The sequence below is a fragment of the Sinorhizobium sp. M4_45 genome, assembly GCF_002885915.1.
Classification (GTDB): Bacteria; Pseudomonadota; Alphaproteobacteria; order Rhizobiales; family Rhizobiaceae; genus Sinorhizobium; species Sinorhizobium meliloti_A.
In genome coordinates, this window is the sequence record NZ_NWVE01000001.1 from 256,293 (window position 1) to 269,661 (window position 13,369).

At 62.3% G+C, this 13,369-nt stretch carries 16 protein-coding genes; 5 read left to right on the forward strand and 11 right to left on the reverse strand.

Going from position 1 to position 13,369, the window contains the following annotated elements; translation table 11 throughout:
• Nucleotides 1-138: 138 nt before the first annotated feature.
• Both CN933_RS01250 and CN933_RS01255 read right to left on the reverse strand, forming a co-directional pair.
• Nucleotides 139-405, reverse strand: a complete 267-nt coding sequence (locus tag CN933_RS01250; RefSeq protein ID WP_018095633.1) for a hypothetical protein — start codon at nucleotides 403-405, stop codon at nucleotides 139-141.
• Between the two features lie 323 nt (nucleotides 406-728).
• Nucleotides 729-1,358 carry a DUF1236 domain-containing protein gene (locus CN933_RS01255; RefSeq protein WP_018095632.1) on the reverse strand — a complete coding sequence of 210 codons (630 nt, stop codon included), beginning with the start codon at nucleotides 1,356-1,358 and terminating at the stop codon, nucleotides 729-731.
• Between the two features lie 218 nt (nucleotides 1,359-1,576).
• Between CN933_RS01255 and CN933_RS01260 the strand changes: the two genes are divergently transcribed.
• Both CN933_RS01260 and CN933_RS01265 read left to right on the forward strand, forming a co-directional pair.
• Nucleotides 1,577-1,732: a hypothetical protein gene (locus tag CN933_RS01260; RefSeq protein WP_080636519.1), complete on the forward strand. Its 156-nt coding sequence runs from the start codon at nucleotides 1,577-1,579 to the stop codon at nucleotides 1,730-1,732.
• Between the two features lie 109 nt (nucleotides 1,733-1,841).
• Nucleotides 1,842-2,483, forward strand: coding sequence for an MBL fold metallo-hydrolase (locus tag CN933_RS01265; RefSeq protein WP_018095630.1), 642 nt, complete (start codon nucleotides 1,842-1,844; stop codon nucleotides 2,481-2,483).
• A gap of 73 nt (nucleotides 2,484-2,556) precedes the next feature.
• Here the strand turns inward: CN933_RS01265 and CN933_RS01270 are convergent, their stop codons facing one another.
• The 6 genes from CN933_RS01270 to CN933_RS01295 all read right to left on the reverse strand — a co-directional run bounded on the left by CN933_RS01270 (nucleotide 2,557) and on the right by CN933_RS01295 (nucleotide 6,890).
• Nucleotides 2,557-2,982, reverse strand: a complete 426-nt coding sequence (locus CN933_RS01270) for a BA14K family protein (RefSeq protein WP_018095629.1) — start codon at nucleotides 2,980-2,982, stop codon at nucleotides 2,557-2,559.
• A gap of 143 nt (nucleotides 2,983-3,125) precedes the next feature.
• Nucleotides 3,126-3,341, reverse strand: a complete 216-nt coding sequence (locus CN933_RS01275) for a cold-shock protein (RefSeq protein ID WP_003532915.1) — start codon at nucleotides 3,339-3,341, stop codon at nucleotides 3,126-3,128.
• 669 nt (nucleotides 3,342-4,010) lie between these two features.
• On the reverse strand, nucleotides 4,011-4,913 hold the full coding sequence (locus CN933_RS01280) for a DMT family transporter (protein ID WP_026168662.1): 903 nt from the start codon (nucleotides 4,911-4,913) through the stop codon (nucleotides 4,011-4,013).
• A gap of 186 nt (nucleotides 4,914-5,099) precedes the next feature.
• Complete coding sequence (locus tag CN933_RS01285; RefSeq protein WP_018095627.1) at nucleotides 5,100-6,290, reverse strand: PQQ-dependent sugar dehydrogenase; 1,191 nt, start codon at nucleotides 6,288-6,290, stop codon at nucleotides 5,100-5,102.
• Between the two features lie 125 nt (nucleotides 6,291-6,415).
• A complete protein-coding gene (locus CN933_RS01290) occupies nucleotides 6,416-6,700 on the reverse strand; it encodes a membrane protein (protein ID WP_018095626.1) in 285 nt (94 codons plus the stop codon).
• Nucleotides 6,693-6,890: a hypothetical protein gene (locus CN933_RS01295; RefSeq protein ID WP_018095625.1), complete on the reverse strand. Its 198-nt coding sequence runs from the start codon at nucleotides 6,888-6,890 to the stop codon at nucleotides 6,693-6,695. Before CN933_RS01295 ends, CN933_RS01290 begins: the two co-directional genes overlap by 8 nt.
• 398 nt (nucleotides 6,891-7,288) lie before the next feature.
• Here CN933_RS01295 and CN933_RS01300 point away from each other — a divergent pair, with 398 nt between their 5' ends.
• Nucleotides 7,289-8,491: a pyridoxal phosphate-dependent aminotransferase gene (locus tag CN933_RS01300; RefSeq protein WP_018095624.1), complete on the forward strand. Its 1,203-nt coding sequence runs from the start codon at nucleotides 7,289-7,291 to the stop codon at nucleotides 8,489-8,491.
• Nucleotides 8,492-8,610: 119 nt separating this feature from the next.
• Here the strand turns inward: CN933_RS01300 and CN933_RS01305 are convergent, their stop codons facing one another.
• A complete protein-coding gene (locus CN933_RS01305) occupies nucleotides 8,611-9,477 on the reverse strand; it encodes an NAD(P)-dependent oxidoreductase (RefSeq protein ID WP_018095623.1) in 867 nt (288 codons plus the stop codon).
• 24 nt (nucleotides 9,478-9,501) lie between these two features.
• Complete coding sequence (locus CN933_RS01310) at nucleotides 9,502-10,263, reverse strand: SDR family oxidoreductase (protein WP_018095622.1); 762 nt, start codon at nucleotides 10,261-10,263, stop codon at nucleotides 9,502-9,504.
• Between the two features lie 112 nt (nucleotides 10,264-10,375).
• Between CN933_RS01310 and CN933_RS01315 the strand changes: the two genes are divergently transcribed.
• Nucleotides 10,376-11,266 (forward strand): LysR substrate-binding domain-containing protein, encoded by an 891-nt coding sequence (locus CN933_RS01315; protein ID WP_018095621.1) that lies wholly within the window; start codon nucleotides 10,376-10,378, stop codon nucleotides 11,264-11,266.
• A 37-nt stretch (nucleotides 11,267-11,303) separates the two neighbouring features.
• Here CN933_RS01315 and carA read toward each other — a convergent pair whose 3' ends face one another.
• On the reverse strand, nucleotides 11,304-12,509 hold the full coding sequence (gene carA / locus CN933_RS01320) for a glutamine-hydrolyzing carbamoyl-phosphate synthase small subunit (protein ID WP_018095620.1): 1,206 nt from the start codon (nucleotides 12,507-12,509) through the stop codon (nucleotides 11,304-11,306).
• Nucleotides 12,510-12,835: 326 nt separating this feature from the next.
• Between carA and CN933_RS01325 the strand changes: the two genes are divergently transcribed.
• The gene (locus tag CN933_RS01325; protein ID WP_018095619.1) at nucleotides 12,836-13,285 is read left to right on the forward strand and encodes a GatB/YqeY domain-containing protein; all 450 of its coding nucleotides are present in this window, start codon (nucleotides 12,836-12,838) and stop codon (nucleotides 13,283-13,285) included.
• Nucleotides 13,286-13,369 lie beyond the last annotated feature (84 nt).

Here is a 13,369-nt window from a genome sequence, read left to right on the forward strand (position 1 = left end):
GCAATATATGTCAGTTTGGTTGACATATTTCCATCGAGTCGCATTCATTCAGAGCGAAGACACGCATGGCGCCTCGGCGACACGCAGAAAAGGCGGCCGCAGCCGCCTTTTGCATTGCGATGGATGTCGCCTCAAGACTCACGCCTGCTTGCCGACGAACTGCCCGACAATGCCGTTGAGAACGCCGCCGCCGACGAGAGCGCCGATTGCCTGCATGGCCAGACCGGTCGCGGCGGCCTCTCCGCCAAGCATCTGGATCAGGAACCCGCCGCCGACGCCGCCGATGGCACCGACGATCGTGCGTGCCACGACTGAGAATGCCTGCTGCTTCAGCATGGCGCTGGCGGCGTTTCCGCCAGCTGCCCCCGCAATCAACTGGGTAATGATAGGCACTAATGCTTCCATCGATCCCTCCGTCCTGCGACCCCTCATCCAGAGCCGCGACATACCGGACAATCCGGCACGGGAAGGTTGAAGCCGACGGGGAGAATTGTCAATTTTGCCACCACTGGTGTTGGCCACAGGCGGCGATCCGGAAGCGGACCTGTGGGATAGTCGCTTGAGTTGTTTCGGGAATTTATTTCGGGCGCGCGCGAGCGCACGAGGACCCTCAAAGCGGCATCGCTCGTGCTCGCTCCTGCCGGCGCGCTTCCGACGGGTGATTCGCCATGACGCAGCGTTGTGAATTGTCGCTGCGCCACTGTGCCTTCCCGCTTTTCGCCTGACGCTTAGCGATAGACGTAGACGACCCTTCTTGTCCCCGGATCGACAAGGACGGGCTGGCCATTGATGGTCACGTACTGATACTCGTAGTCGGGAATTGGCTGGACGGCCACCGTGTTCGGCAGCGTGGCACCGACGACGGCCTCTCCCTCTACATAGACGGTGTCGACCGGGTTCTCGGTGATATAGGTGCGCACCGTAGGAGGCGGAGTCACCGCTTCGACCTGCTCGACCGGACCCACCAGTTCGAGCGGTTCGGACGGCGCCACCACGGTCTCGCCCTCATAGGCGACCGTCGGGACCGAGAGTTCCGTGCGGCGTTCCTGGATAACGGCTGTCGTACCGCCCATGTCCGTGGCCAGGTAACGGGCGTAAGCCCAGCCGCGCAAGCCGTTGACGTCGATGCGGCACCAGTTGCTTCCCTCCATGCAGCCGTCGAGCACGGCAGCACTGCCCCGTGTGGCGACGCCGACTGCAGGATATTGCGGGCCGGGTCCCGCACGCACATTGAGGTCCGTCAGCGTCGTTGCGCTCATTTCGGCATGGGCTGCGGGAATGGCGGCGAGCATCGCGCCGGCTGCCAAAACCGCTCTGAGCGGGGCCGCTTTGAACAGAGTTGGAGAGAGGGTCTTCATCATCTTGCTCCTTCATTTGCAGGCCAGAACGCGCCGCGCTGCAGGGATGTTCCCCCCGTCACATCACGAAATACAGGGATGAAACATATTGCCGTCGCCAAGCGTTGCCGGGACTGAAGGAAGCCGACGAAGTCTTCGCTCTATTGTTGGCCGGCAACGCGCGGCTGAATTATCGATTTCTATCCGACACAGGATGGCTCCAAGCAGGGAGTGACGAGATGCAAGGTGAGATTTCGGACGATGCCAAGCTTGCCGCCAAACGGTTGCGTCCGCTGGTGGTGGTCGTCGTGACAGCCAAGCTCGTGGTTTCGGTGCTGTTGCTCGCGACGGTACACTATTCGCCACCGGCTTCGGAAATCGTGGCCCTGCGCTGATTTGCACTGTCATACCGCTCGCTTATCGCTATAGCTGGGAAAACGGCCTGGATCGGGAAGGGCTTCTCACTTCCAGGCTACCTCACGAGCAAGAGCGAGGCATGGTCCGATGTTACAGGCAGGCATTATCCCGGTAACGCATTTCGAGCAGAACTGTACTGTCCTGTTCGATAGCGAGACCAAGGAGGGCGTGGTCGTCGATCCCGGCGGCGACGTCGACATCATCCTGCAGACGATCCGCGAGAACGGCATCGCGTTGAAGGCTATCTGGCTCACACATGGTCACATCGATCATGCCGGCGGCGCCAAGGAATTGAAAGAAGCACTGGGGCTCGACATTGTCGGACCCCACAAGGACGACCTTCCGCTGCTCGAACGGCTGGAGGATCAGGCGGAGCGCTTCGGCCTCGCGATGAAGGTTCAGAACGTCGTACCGGACCGCTGGCTTGAAGAGGGCGATACCGTCTCCTTCGGCAACCACGTCTTCGAGGTCTTGCATTGCCCCGGCCACGCGCCCGGTCATGTGGTCTACTTCAACCGGGCACAAAATTTCGCCCATGTCGGCGACGTGCTTTTTCACGGCTCAATCGGCCGCACCGACCTGCCGGGCGGCAATCATCAGCAGCTTCTGGATTCGATCCGGGACAAGATACTGCCGCTCGGAGACAATGTGGGCTTCATCTGCGGCCACGGCCCGGGCGGCCAGATCGGCGAAGAGCGGCGCACCAACCCGTTTCTCCGCGGTCTTTGACGAGGGGTGCGAAAAAGAAAAGGGCGCATGACTTCTCCAGTCATGCGCCCTTTCGGTTAATACGCGGCGGTTTTCAGCCGGCGTTGCAGAAATGGCTGCGGCCGTCATAGCCGACGAAGGTTCCGGTGTCCGGATTGAACGAGCGATAGCGCTGCGAGCAATAGCGATACCAAGCCGGTGTCCAGGGCTCGAGGCCGTAGGTCTCGACCGCCACCGGACGATAGACGGGCCGGTAAACCGGGCGCGGACGATAGACCGGGCGGGGCTCGTAATAGTCGGGCTCCGGATCGATATAGACCCGCTCGCCGTAATAGCGCGGCGGCGGCGGCGAGGCGATCGCGCTGCCGATGAGCGCGCCTGCGGCCAAGCCGACGGCGCCCGCTACCCATGCATCGTCGTTATTGCGATGGCGGTGCCCTGCCTGGGCGGTGCCGAAGGTCGGGATAACGATGGCGGCCGCGGCGACCGACAGGACGGCTGCTTTGATGAATTTGTTCATGGGCTTCAATCCTATGCATGCGACCGGATGGTTTCCGGATTTCATGATGAGCAAAGTCTATATAAGACAAACTGAACGGAGCCTGAACGAAAAAACCCGGCAAAACTGCCGGGCTCGAACTTAACTTTCAGCAGAGAACAGCGTTAGCCGACGATCTGCAGGTTGACCGCCTTCGGGCCCTTGCCGCGGCGATCCGGCTCGGTGTCGAAGGATACCTTCTGGTTTTCCGTGAGACCGCTCAGGCCCGAGGCCTGCACGGCAGAAATATGCACGAAGATGTCCGCGCCACCGTTCTCAGGCTTGATGAAGCCAAAGCCCTTGTCTGTGTTGAAGAATTTTACAGTGCCAGTCTCGGCCATGCGTCAGGTCCTTTTCTCTCCACCCGGGTTGCGGGCAGCATTGCAGTTTTGCCCGATATGGGCGTGGGGGCAGTTCTCGACAATTGAGGAAAGGGTCCTGGTTATCGCGACCAGCCGCAGGAAGGAATAACAGCCTCCCCCCGTTGGCCGCCCGGAGTGGGTTGCGTCTCCGGCCCGCTTTTATTCAAGATCTTCCCGTGTTCGCAGATTGCCCGAACACAGTAAGAGTGATGGGTTTATTTTGAATTGGCAAGCAAAACTTTTCTGACGAGGTATTGCGTCTTATCATTGCTCAAAAAGAGGTCAGTTGGTCGTTTAGACTCGCCTGTTCAAAAAGCATCGCAAGCTGTTGAATTCAAAGCTTTTCGGCCATGGATCGGGATGCGGCTGGATCATTTGCGCCAAATTCCGTCGCACATGGGTATGCCGCAACTTTGTGCAGCCTGGTTTGTCGGTCCAAGCGCCTGATATCGCTCGTCGTTCACGCAGCGCACGGGTGCGAGGGGCCATAGACTGCAGGCCTACAGAAAAACTGCAGGATATATTGCCGGCTCAAGCGCAATTCACAGTTCCAAGCAAAATTGAGGGGTTTCCGAGAGTATTAGTAGTATTAACCCCGATGCGAAGCGCGCGGAGAAATTGCACGGAACGGCCAGCAGAAACCGCTGTTCAGACAGCAGCTTCCGCGGCCTCGCCACGTTTCTTCGTCAGTTCCGGCACGAGCTCGACCGCAAGCATCGCCAGGAAGATGACTGCGCAGCCGACGTAGCCGACCGGAGTGATGGTCTCTCCGAGCAGCAGCACCCCGAACAGGGCGGCGAAGAGCGCTTCGCTCGAGAGGAAGATGGCAGCCTGCGGCGCCGTCGTATAGCGTTGGCCGACGACTTGGCAGATGAACGCGATGCCGCTCGAGAAGATCCCGGCGTAGAGGATCTGCGGGAGGGCGCCGCTGATCGCGTCAAGGCTCAGCGGCTCGAGCAGCCCGGCCAGTGCGCAGCCTGCAACGGCACAGACGGCGAACTGCGTCATCGACAGGAGCATCGGCCGGCCCGTGGCCGGAGCGAATAAGCCGACCAACATCAGCTGAACCGCCCAGAACAGGGCACAGACGATCGTCAGCATGTCTCCGCCGGTCAGCGCCGAAAGCGCGCCGCCGCTCAGGAGAAAGATGCCGAAAGCCGCGAGCAGGGCGGCCGGCCAGATGACCCAGTGCGGCCGGCGGCGCAGGAAGACGACAGTCAGTACGGGGACGAATACCACGTAGAGCCCGGTCAGGAAGCCGGAATTGGTGACGGTGGTGGTGAGGAGGCCGTATTGTTGCGTGACGGCTCCGCCGAAAAGCGCCAGTCCGACGAAGACGAAGTTGCGCATGGCGTTGCGCGGCAAGGGCGCAGCGGCCTGCCTCTTTTCAAGGAGCGCCAGGGGCAGTGCCACGAGTGTCGCGATCGCAAAGCGCAGGCCGATGAACCAGAGCGGTCCGATCGCGTCCATCGCCGTCGACTGCGCTACGAAGCCCGCACCCCAGATTGCACCGGAGAACAGGAGGAAGAGATTGGCTTGAATGCGAGTCACCGCTGGCTCCGGGTCGTGGTCCTGCTCACGGGAGGCGCGCGATCTTCGCGCCATATTCCGCGACTTTCGAGAATCACTCCGAAGCCATGCTGCTCAGGTGATTGCGACCTCGCTCTATCAGTTGCGTTTTTTTCGGGCAAGCCGCTCCGTGTCGCCGCCAAGCTGGGCAGCCGTTCCGTAGCGGACTCATTGCGTCGGAGCTTTGGAGACCCTGAGCACTGCGCCGTCCTCCTCGTCGGTGACCATGATCAGTGCCCCGTCGGAAGCGACGATGACGTCGCGGATGCGGCCGAATTCGCCGTCGAACAGCCGTTCCTCATTGGTCACGGCGCCGGTCTCGTCGCGGTCCAGGCGGGCAAGCAACTGGTACTTCAGTGCCGCGATCAAAAGGTCGCCGTTCCACTCCGGAAACATTTGGCCGCGATAAACGGCGATCGCGCCGGGCGCGATTGATGGGTCCCAATAGAAGAGCGGCTGCTCAAGACCTTCCTTCGCGGTGCCCTCGCCGATCTCCACTCCGGAATAATCCTTGCCGAAGGTGATCACCGGCCAGCCGTAGTTTCTGCCGGGCTGCGGATTGTTCACCTCGTCGCCGCCGCGCGCGCCGTGCTCGACGGTCAAAAGCTTGCCGTCTTCGGGATCGAAGGCGATGCCCTGGGGGTTGCGGTGCCCTATTGACCAGATCTCGGCAAGGCCGCCGGTGCCGCCGCGATAGGGATTGGAGGCGGGAATGCTGCCGTCGGCGTTGATGTGGAGGATCGAACCGGCATGGTCGCGCGGGTCCTGGGCGCGCTCGCCTTCGCCGCGATCGCCGATGCCGAAGAACAGGCTGCCGTCCTTGTCGATGGCGATGCGCGAGCCGAAGTGCTGCCCCTTCCGGGTAAACCTGTTCATCCGGAAGATCTCCTTCACATCCCTCAGGCTCTGCTCGTCCTGCGAAAGAGCCGCCCGCACGAGAACGGTGCCGTAGCCACCATCACCGCGGACGGAAAGAGTGAGATAGAGCGTCCTGTTGGTCGCAAATTGCCGATCAAGGGCGACGTCCAGAAGACCGCCCTGGCCATGAGCGGCCGCTTTCGGCACCCCCTTGATCGCAGCCGACAGCTTGCCGTCGCGCAGAATGCGCAGCCGGCCGGGTCGTTCGGTGACGATCAGCGCCCCGTCGGGCATGGCTTCGACCGCCCAGGGATGCTCCAGCCCCGAGGCAAGCGTCTCGACGAGAACGGTTCCTGTCTGAGTGGGAAATTCCCGCCTCTCCTGCGCAGCGGCAGGGGACGAGGCGAAGGCAAGAAAGAGCGAGACTGCAGCCGCCGTCGAGAATGTAAACACTGTTCCGATGTCCATTGAGCCGCCAGTATTCCAGCGCGAGTGCCGCATTGCATTCCTCCGGTCCGTCCGTCTGAGCAAATGCATCGTGCCGTCTCGGAGGTCCGAACGCGCGAGCAACGCGCAAACTGGAGCGGCACGCACGGGCCTTCAAGTCAAATCGGATCAAAACGGCTTTATCGCACCGATCCTGTGGTGAGCGGTCCCGGCGCTTCTCGGATCGCCTCGAGGCGCGTCGGCTGGGGTTCGCCTTCCGTCGCGGAACGATGTCGTCCTCCGGAGTTTTGCTGAAGCAGATACCGCGCGACCTCGTCTTTGGCCTTCACGTAGAAGCCTTTGCCGACGAGCATCAGGCCGGCAAGGGCGAATAGGGCGACAATCGCAACGACGATTGTCTGGATCGCCGACAGTCGTGCGAAGAGGTCGGCGTTCGGCTGCGACGCGTTATCGTTGTCAGCCATGGCGCGCGGCTTCGGACTGGACGTGGGCCGTCGCGGGCTGCTGCCCGATGTCGGCTTGCGTCGTCACCTGCGTCATCAATCCGAGGACCATCACGATGCAGGCCGCAAGTGCGGCGAGCGCGATATAGAAACCCCAGCGTGCCTCGTTGCGGCGGGTGCGCGAGGCGGCGACTTCATCATCGAGAAACATAGCATACCCCCAAGATGCCGATGCATCCGCATCGCGAATTGGCGCTTGGAAATCGGCTCTTGCGGGACGGAATTGCGGCGCGCTGAGACAGTTGTTGTGGCGAAAAAAAGGCACGTCTCGGCCGCGAAAAAGCGCGGGAGTATCCGGGCGGAGGCGCGTCGACCGATGGTGCGCCGGCAGCCGCTCGGCCGCACGAGGTCATCCAGTTTCGGTCGATTGCTTTGATCGCACCCATGAAACTTTGTCATGGTGACGCATTTTGCGCTGACTTGCCGCCGTTTTTCGCCTGAAGCGCTTGCAAGACCGGGCGTCTTTCGACATAGACCTAACCGCTAGGGAACCCCGGTTTTCCGTTCCGTAGCGTCTCACGCCGTCTCGAAACGATCAGGAAACACACCATGGCCTTCCTTGCCGATGCCCTTTCCCGCGTAAAGCCGTCCGCCACCATCGCTGTTTCGCAGAAAGCCCGCGAGTTGAAAGCGAAAGGCCGCGATGTCATCGGCCTCGGCGCAGGGGAGCCGGACTTCGACACGCCTGACAACATCAAGAAGGCCGCGATCGACGCGATCAATCGCGGCGAGACGAAGTACACGCCGGTTTCCGGCATTCCGGAACTGCGCGAAGCCATTGCGAAGAAGTTCAAGCGCGAGAACAATCTCGACTACACCGCGGCGCAGACGATCGTCGGCACCGGCGGAAAGCAGATTCTCTTCAACGCCTTCATGGCGACGCTCAACCCGGGCGACGAAGTCGTGATTCCGGCACCGTACTGGGTCTCCTATCCGGAAATGGTGGCGCTGTGCGGCGGCACACCCGTCTTCGTCTCGACCAAGCAGGAGAACAATTTCAAGCTCAAGGCCGAGGATCTCGACCGCGCGATCACGCCGAAGACCAAGTGGTTCGTCTTCAACTCGCCGTCCAACCCCTCGGGCGCGGCCTATTCGCATGAGGAGCTCAAGGCGCTCACGGACGTCCTCATGAAGCATCCGCATGTCTGGGTTCTGACGGACGACATGTACGAGCACCTGACCTATGGCGACTTCAAATTTGCGACCCCCGTCGAAGTCGAGCCCGGCCTCTACGAGCGCACGCTGACGATGAACGGCGTCTCCAAGGCCTACGCGATGACCGGATGGCGCATCGGCTACGCGGCCGGGCCGCTTCATCTGATCAAGGCGATGGACATGATCCAGGGCCAGCAGACTTCGGGCGCCGCCTCGATCGCGCAGTGGGCGGCCGTCGAGGCGCTCAACGGCCCGCAGGATTTCATCGGACGCAACAAGGAGATCTTCCAGGGCCGCCGCGATCTCGTCGTCTCGATGCTGAACCAGGCCAAGGGCATTTCCTGCCCGACGCCGGAAGGCGCCTTCTACGTCTATCCGTCCTGCGCCGGGTTGATCGGCAAGACCGCGCCCTCGGGCAAGGTCATCGAAACGGATGAGGATTTCGTCTCCGAGCTTTTGGAGACGGAAGGCGTGGCTGTGGTCCACGGCTCGGCCTTCGGCCTCGGCCCGAACTTCCGCATCTCCTACGCGACCTCCGAGGCGCTGCTGGAGGAGGCTTGCCGCCGCATCCAGCGCTTTTGCGCCGCCTGCAGGTAATGCTCCTGCAGACCCACATGAAAGAGCCCGCTGCAACGGCGGGCTTTTTCATGTTCAGAGCTTGATTCAGCAATCTGCCAGTCCGATTCAAGCAGCAGTCCTAGCCCGTTGGAACAGAATCACTTTCGCTTCCGGATCACTTCGACGACGGCGGAGATGTCGTCGCCGTGGCCCCCACTGTCGACGCGGTCGCCCGCCAGCCGCAACATGGGTTGCATGAAATCGGGAGCGACGCCCTGTTCTTCGCTTGCCCTCACTATGTTCGCGAGCGCGATCTTCTGCATGGCGATGTTGGAGACGACATCGCGGCCGTGCATGCCGCTATCGATCTTGCCGGCGAGGTCGGGCAGGGTACCGCTCATCGCCTCGATCCAAGGCAGGAGCAGCGGCAGGAAGTCGACGGCCTTGCCTCCGGCGCTGGTCACCAGCGCGCTCGCGTGCAGGAAGCCCGAGAAGAGCCCGTACATGCCTGACAGCAGCGCTATGTCGTAGAGTGAAGCCAATCCCTCGTCTTCGCCAAGGTGACGGCTTTCGGCAAGGGCTTCGAGGGCCGAACTGTGCCGATCGAATAACGCACGCGAGCCGCTGTAAAGGATCAGGGCGCCGGCCCCGCCGATCATCGGCGGGATCGCCATGATCCCCCCGTCGAGATAGATCGCTGCCTTGGCCGCCAGCCACGTGCCGAGTTCCCGGGCGTCACCCGGCGTGCCGTTGGTCAGGTTGAGGAGGTCACGGCCGGCAAGCGCCTCCTCCGCCTGTTCCAGGACCGCCCGTGCGGCGGGGTAATCGACGAGGCAGAGGATGGCGAGTTCGCTCGCTGCAATTGCTTCGGCCGGGCTTTCCGCGATCTTCGCACCGGCACCTGCAAGCGGCTCGGCGCGCGATCGCGTCCGGTTCCAGACCGTGACGCTATGGCCGTTCTTGAGGAGCGTGCGTGCAAGCGCCGTCCCCATGGCGCCCATGCCGAGAACTGAAATGCTGCTCATGGATCGTACCTTTCTCGAAATCATTCAGGCGGCGGTCGAGAGCTTCTGGCCCAGGCCGCCGTCGACGGCGAGTTTCGCCCCGGTGGTGAAGGTCGCCTCGAAGGCGAGGAAGAGCACGGCGCGTGCCACTTCATCCGCGGTGCCGTTGCGCTTCATCGGCGTGATGTTGTCGCCGAGCGTCTTGAACTCGGCGCGCTCGGCTTCGGTGATGCCGGCGACGCCCTTGGTCGGCGTATCGATGAAGCCGGGGCTGACGCTGTTGACCCGGATACCGCGCGGCAGAAGCTCGGCGGCGAGCACGGATGCGAAGGAGACGAGTGCCGCCTTGCTCGCGCTGTAGACGCTCATGCCCGGATGGCCACCCTCGTCGGCGACGGAGGAGGTGAAGACGATCGATCCGCCTTCGCGGATCAGAGGCGTCAGCCGCTGCACGGTGAAGAAGGCGCCCTTGGTGTTGACGGCAAACTGGCGGTCATAGGAGGCCTCGCTCACCTGGTCGAAGGGCTCCAGCTCGGAGACGCCGGCATTGATGTGCAGGAGATCGATCGCTCCGAGCGTCTGACCGACGGTCGCACCGAGCACGGCGATTTCGTTGAGATCCGCGATGTCCGAGCGCAATGCATGCACGCGCGGGCCGAACTCCTCCCTAATGCGGGCGAGGTTACTCTCATTGCGGCCCGTGAGCAGTACCTCGGCGCCGCCTTCGACAAGCCGTCTCACGGTCGCCAGGCCCATGCCGTGGGTCCCGCCGATGACGATCGCCTTCTTTCCCTGATAGTTGCCCATGTTCGTTTCCTTTCGGTTCAATAATGATGACCAACAGATGCATCTGTGGACGAACTTGTGCTAGATGGCTCTGCGTGGATCTATCGTTCACGCTTGTGGATGATGGAAAACCATGGCCAATCTCAACGACTTCACGTTCTTTGTTCACGTCGTGGACCACGGGGGTTTCGCGCCGGCCGCGCGAGCGCTGAACCTGCCGAAATCCACGCTCAGCAAGCGCGTGGCCGAACTGGAAAAGGATCTCGGCGCCCGGTTGATCAACCGCACGTCGCGTCATTTCGCTGTGACCGAAACCGGCAAGGATTTCTATCGCCACGCGGCGGCGATGATGATCGAGGCGGAAGCGGCGGAGAATATCGTCAGGGGCAGACTTGCCGAACCCAGCGGCACGGTGAGGATCACGGCTTCGGTGCCGACCGCGCAGCTATCCCTGGCGCCGCTCCTGCCGCAGCTCGCACTTGCCTATCCGAAGCTGCGCGTGACGCTGCATGCGACGGACCGCTTTGTCGACGTCATCCAGGAAGGCTTCGATCTTGCGGTGCGAGACCATTTCGCACCGCTGCCGGATTCGGGCCTCGTCCAGCGCCGCGTCGGATTTCAGGCTAAGCTGATCGTCGCCTCACCGCTCTATTTGCGAGGGAACGGCACTCCCGAACGCCCGGAGGACCTCGATCGTCATGATGGGCTGCTCACGTCGCTGGCGTCCGAAGGCTGGGTGATGGAGCGCGCCGATGGGGCGACCGTGTCGGTCTCGCCGAGGCCGCGTTTCGTGGCCGACGAATCCCGCGTCCTGCGAGAAGCTGCGCTCGCGGGTCTCGGCATCACCACCTTGCCCGGCAAGCTTTGTCAGCAGGAGATCGAAAGCGGCACGCTTGTCCGCATTCTTCCGAAGTGGACCGCCGGCAAAGTGATGACGACGATCTTGATGCCGCACCGGCGCGGGCAGCTCCCCTCCGTACGGGCAACGGTCGATTTCATCGCCGAGCGTCTCGTCGACGGCTGATGCAAGAAGGCCCGCACGAGGCGGGCCTTGAAAGAACTCAGCGCTCGGCGAGTGCCGGTTCGCCCTTCTTCTCGCGAATGAGATTCAGGAAGCGGCGGAAGAGGTAGTGGCTGTCCTGCGGGCCTGGCGATGCTTCCGGGTGATGCTGGACGGAGAAGATCGGCCTGCCGCCGACGCGCAGGCCGCAATTGGTGCCGTCGAAGAGCGAGATGTGAGTCTGTTCAACGCCTTGCGGAAGCGAGTTCGCATCGACCGCGAAGCCGTGGTTCATCGAAACGATCTCAACCTTGCCGGTGGTGTGGTCCTTGACCGGGTGGTTGGCGCCGTGGTGTCCCTGGTGCATCTTTTCGGTCTTGGCACCGAGCGCCAGTGCCAGCATCTGGTGGCCGAGGCATATACCGAAGACCGGGATATCCGTCTTGAGAAGGTCCTGAATGACCGGCACGGCATATTCGCCCGTCGCGGCCGGGTCGCCCGGGCCGTTCGACAGGAAGATGCCGTCCGGCTTGAGCGCGATGACTTCCTCGGCGCTCGTCTGAGCCGGAACGACGGTGACACGGCAGTTCAGGCCGGCGAAGAGGCGGAGGATGTTGCGCTTGACGCCGTAGTCGAGAGCCACGACGTGATAAGCGGCGTCGGTCTCGCCCAGCGTCGAGTAGCCCTCGTCCCAGACCCACGGCTTCTCGTTCCAGCGATAGGACTGCCCGGACGTGGCGACCTTGGCGAGATCGAGGCCTTCGAGGCCGCTCCAGGCCTTTGCCTCGGCCTTCAGCGCCTCGACGTCGAAGACGCCCGCCGGGTCGTGGGCGATGACGGCGTTGGGCATGCCGTTTTCGCGGATCCAGGCCGTCAGCGCCCGCGTGTCGATGCCGCAGAGCCCGATGATGCCGCGCGCCTTCAGCCAGGCGTCGAGGTGCTTGGCGGCGCGGTAGTTGGAGGGCTCGGTGATGTCTGCCTTGAAGATGACGCCGACGGCACCGTTGCGGGCGGCAGGCGTAAGATCCTCGATGTCCTCGTCATTGGCGCCGATATTGCCGATATGCGGGAAGGTGAACGTGACGATCTGGCCGAGATAGGAGGGATCGGTCAGGATTTCCTGGTACCCGGTCAACGCCGTGTTGAAACAGACCTCGGCCTGAACCTTACCGGTCGCGCCGATGCCCTTGCCTTCGATCACCGTGCCGTCGGCCAGAACGAGCAGGGCAGTGGGTTTCTGGATTGTCCATGCGGGTGTCGCGGTCATCGTCTCTATCCCGTTGTGGCCGAAAGCGAGGCTTGAAAGCCGGTCGGTTCAGGGCCATTTCAGATCGCATGCGGCATGGCGCGCGGAAACCCCGCGGGAGAAAGTTCATGCCGATGTACGTGCAGGTGCCGGAAAATAGCCAAAGGCTCTGGCAAGGTCAACCAGACGCTGTGAATTGTTCCGAAATAAAATGCGTTATAATTCAATCGGTTGCCAAAGACGTTTGATTGTGCCTGCCGCACTGGTTTAAGACGATGACAAAAGGACGCATCGAACCGGCCCCCGCAGACAGAGCCCTGGGGTCGGTTTCGACATGGAGTTAAGACATGCGCGAGCATTTCGCCAATGCACTGAAAGAAGCCCTCAAGGCCAAGGATACCCGGCGCATCTCGACCGTCCGGCTCATCCAGGCCGCGATCAAGGACCGCGACATCGCCAATCGCGGCCACGGCAAGGACCCGGTCGGCGACGACGAGATTCTGCAGATCCTCGCGAAGATGATCAAGCAGCGCGAGGAATCGGCCCGAGTCTATGACGAGGGCGGCCGGCCGGAGCTTGCCGAGCAGGAGCGGCAGGAAATCGCCATCATCAACCAGTTTCTGCCGGAGCAGCTTTCCGAGGAAAAGGTCAAGGAAGTCTGCGCCAAGACCGTCGCGGAAATCGGTGCGCACGGGCTGCGCGACATGGGCAAGTGCATGAATGCCCTGAAGGAGCGTTATCCCGGCAAGATGGACTTCGGCAAGGCCTCCGGGGTGGTCAAGGATCTCCTGAAGTAAGCCGCAGCGCCCGCTACGGCGGGCGCGCATTCCTCAAGGCCGCTGACGGCAAACGACCCGTGCCGCGCCGGCCGACAAGCGTTA

Bases quoted from the DNA above. Each gene is read 5' to 3' on its own strand.
- CN933_RS01250 (WP_018095633.1), bottom strand. From the start codon at position 405: ATGGAAGCATTAGTGCCTATCATTACCCAGTTGATTGCGGGGGCAGCT.
- CN933_RS01255 (WP_018095632.1), bottom strand. From the start codon at position 1,358: ATGAAGACCCTCTCTCCAACTCTGTTCAAAGCGGCCCCGCTCAGAGCG.
- CN933_RS01260 (WP_080636519.1), top strand. From the start codon at position 1,577: ATGCAAGGTGAGATTTCGGACGATGCCAAGCTTGCCGCCAAACGGTTG.
- CN933_RS01265 (WP_018095630.1), top strand. From the start codon at position 1,842: ATGTTACAGGCAGGCATTATCCCGGTAACGCATTTCGAGCAGAACTGT.
- CN933_RS01270 (WP_018095629.1), bottom strand. From the start codon at position 2,982: ATGAACAAATTCATCAAAGCAGCCGTCCTGTCGGTCGCCGCGGCCGCC.
- CN933_RS01275 (WP_003532915.1), bottom strand. From the start codon at position 3,341: ATGGCCGAGACTGGCACTGTAAAATTCTTCAACACAGACAAGGGCTTT.
- CN933_RS01285 (WP_018095627.1), bottom strand. From the start codon at position 6,290: ATGCGGCACTCGCGCTGGAATACTGGCGGCTCAATGGACATCGGAACA.
- CN933_RS01290 (WP_018095626.1), bottom strand. From the start codon at position 6,700: ATGGCTGACAACGATAACGCGTCGCAGCCGAACGCCGACCTCTTCGCA.
- CN933_RS01295 (WP_018095625.1), bottom strand. From the start codon at position 6,890: ATGTTTCTCGATGATGAAGTCGCCGCCTCGCGCACCCGCCGCAACGAG.
- CN933_RS01300 (WP_018095624.1), top strand. From the start codon at position 7,289: ATGGCCTTCCTTGCCGATGCCCTTTCCCGCGTAAAGCCGTCCGCCACC.
- CN933_RS01305 (WP_018095623.1), bottom strand. From the start codon at position 9,477: ATGAGCAGCATTTCAGTTCTCGGCATGGGCGCCATGGGGACGGCGCTT.
- CN933_RS01310 (WP_018095622.1), bottom strand. From the start codon at position 10,263: ATGGGCAACTATCAGGGAAAGAAGGCGATCGTCATCGGCGGGACCCAC.
- CN933_RS01315 (WP_018095621.1), top strand. From the start codon at position 10,376: ATGGCCAATCTCAACGACTTCACGTTCTTTGTTCACGTCGTGGACCAC.
- carA (WP_018095620.1), bottom strand. From the start codon at position 12,509: ATGACCGCGACACCCGCATGGACAATCCAGAAACCCACTGCCCTGCTC.
- CN933_RS01325 (WP_018095619.1), top strand. From the start codon at position 12,836: ATGCGCGAGCATTTCGCCAATGCACTGAAAGAAGCCCTCAAGGCCAAG.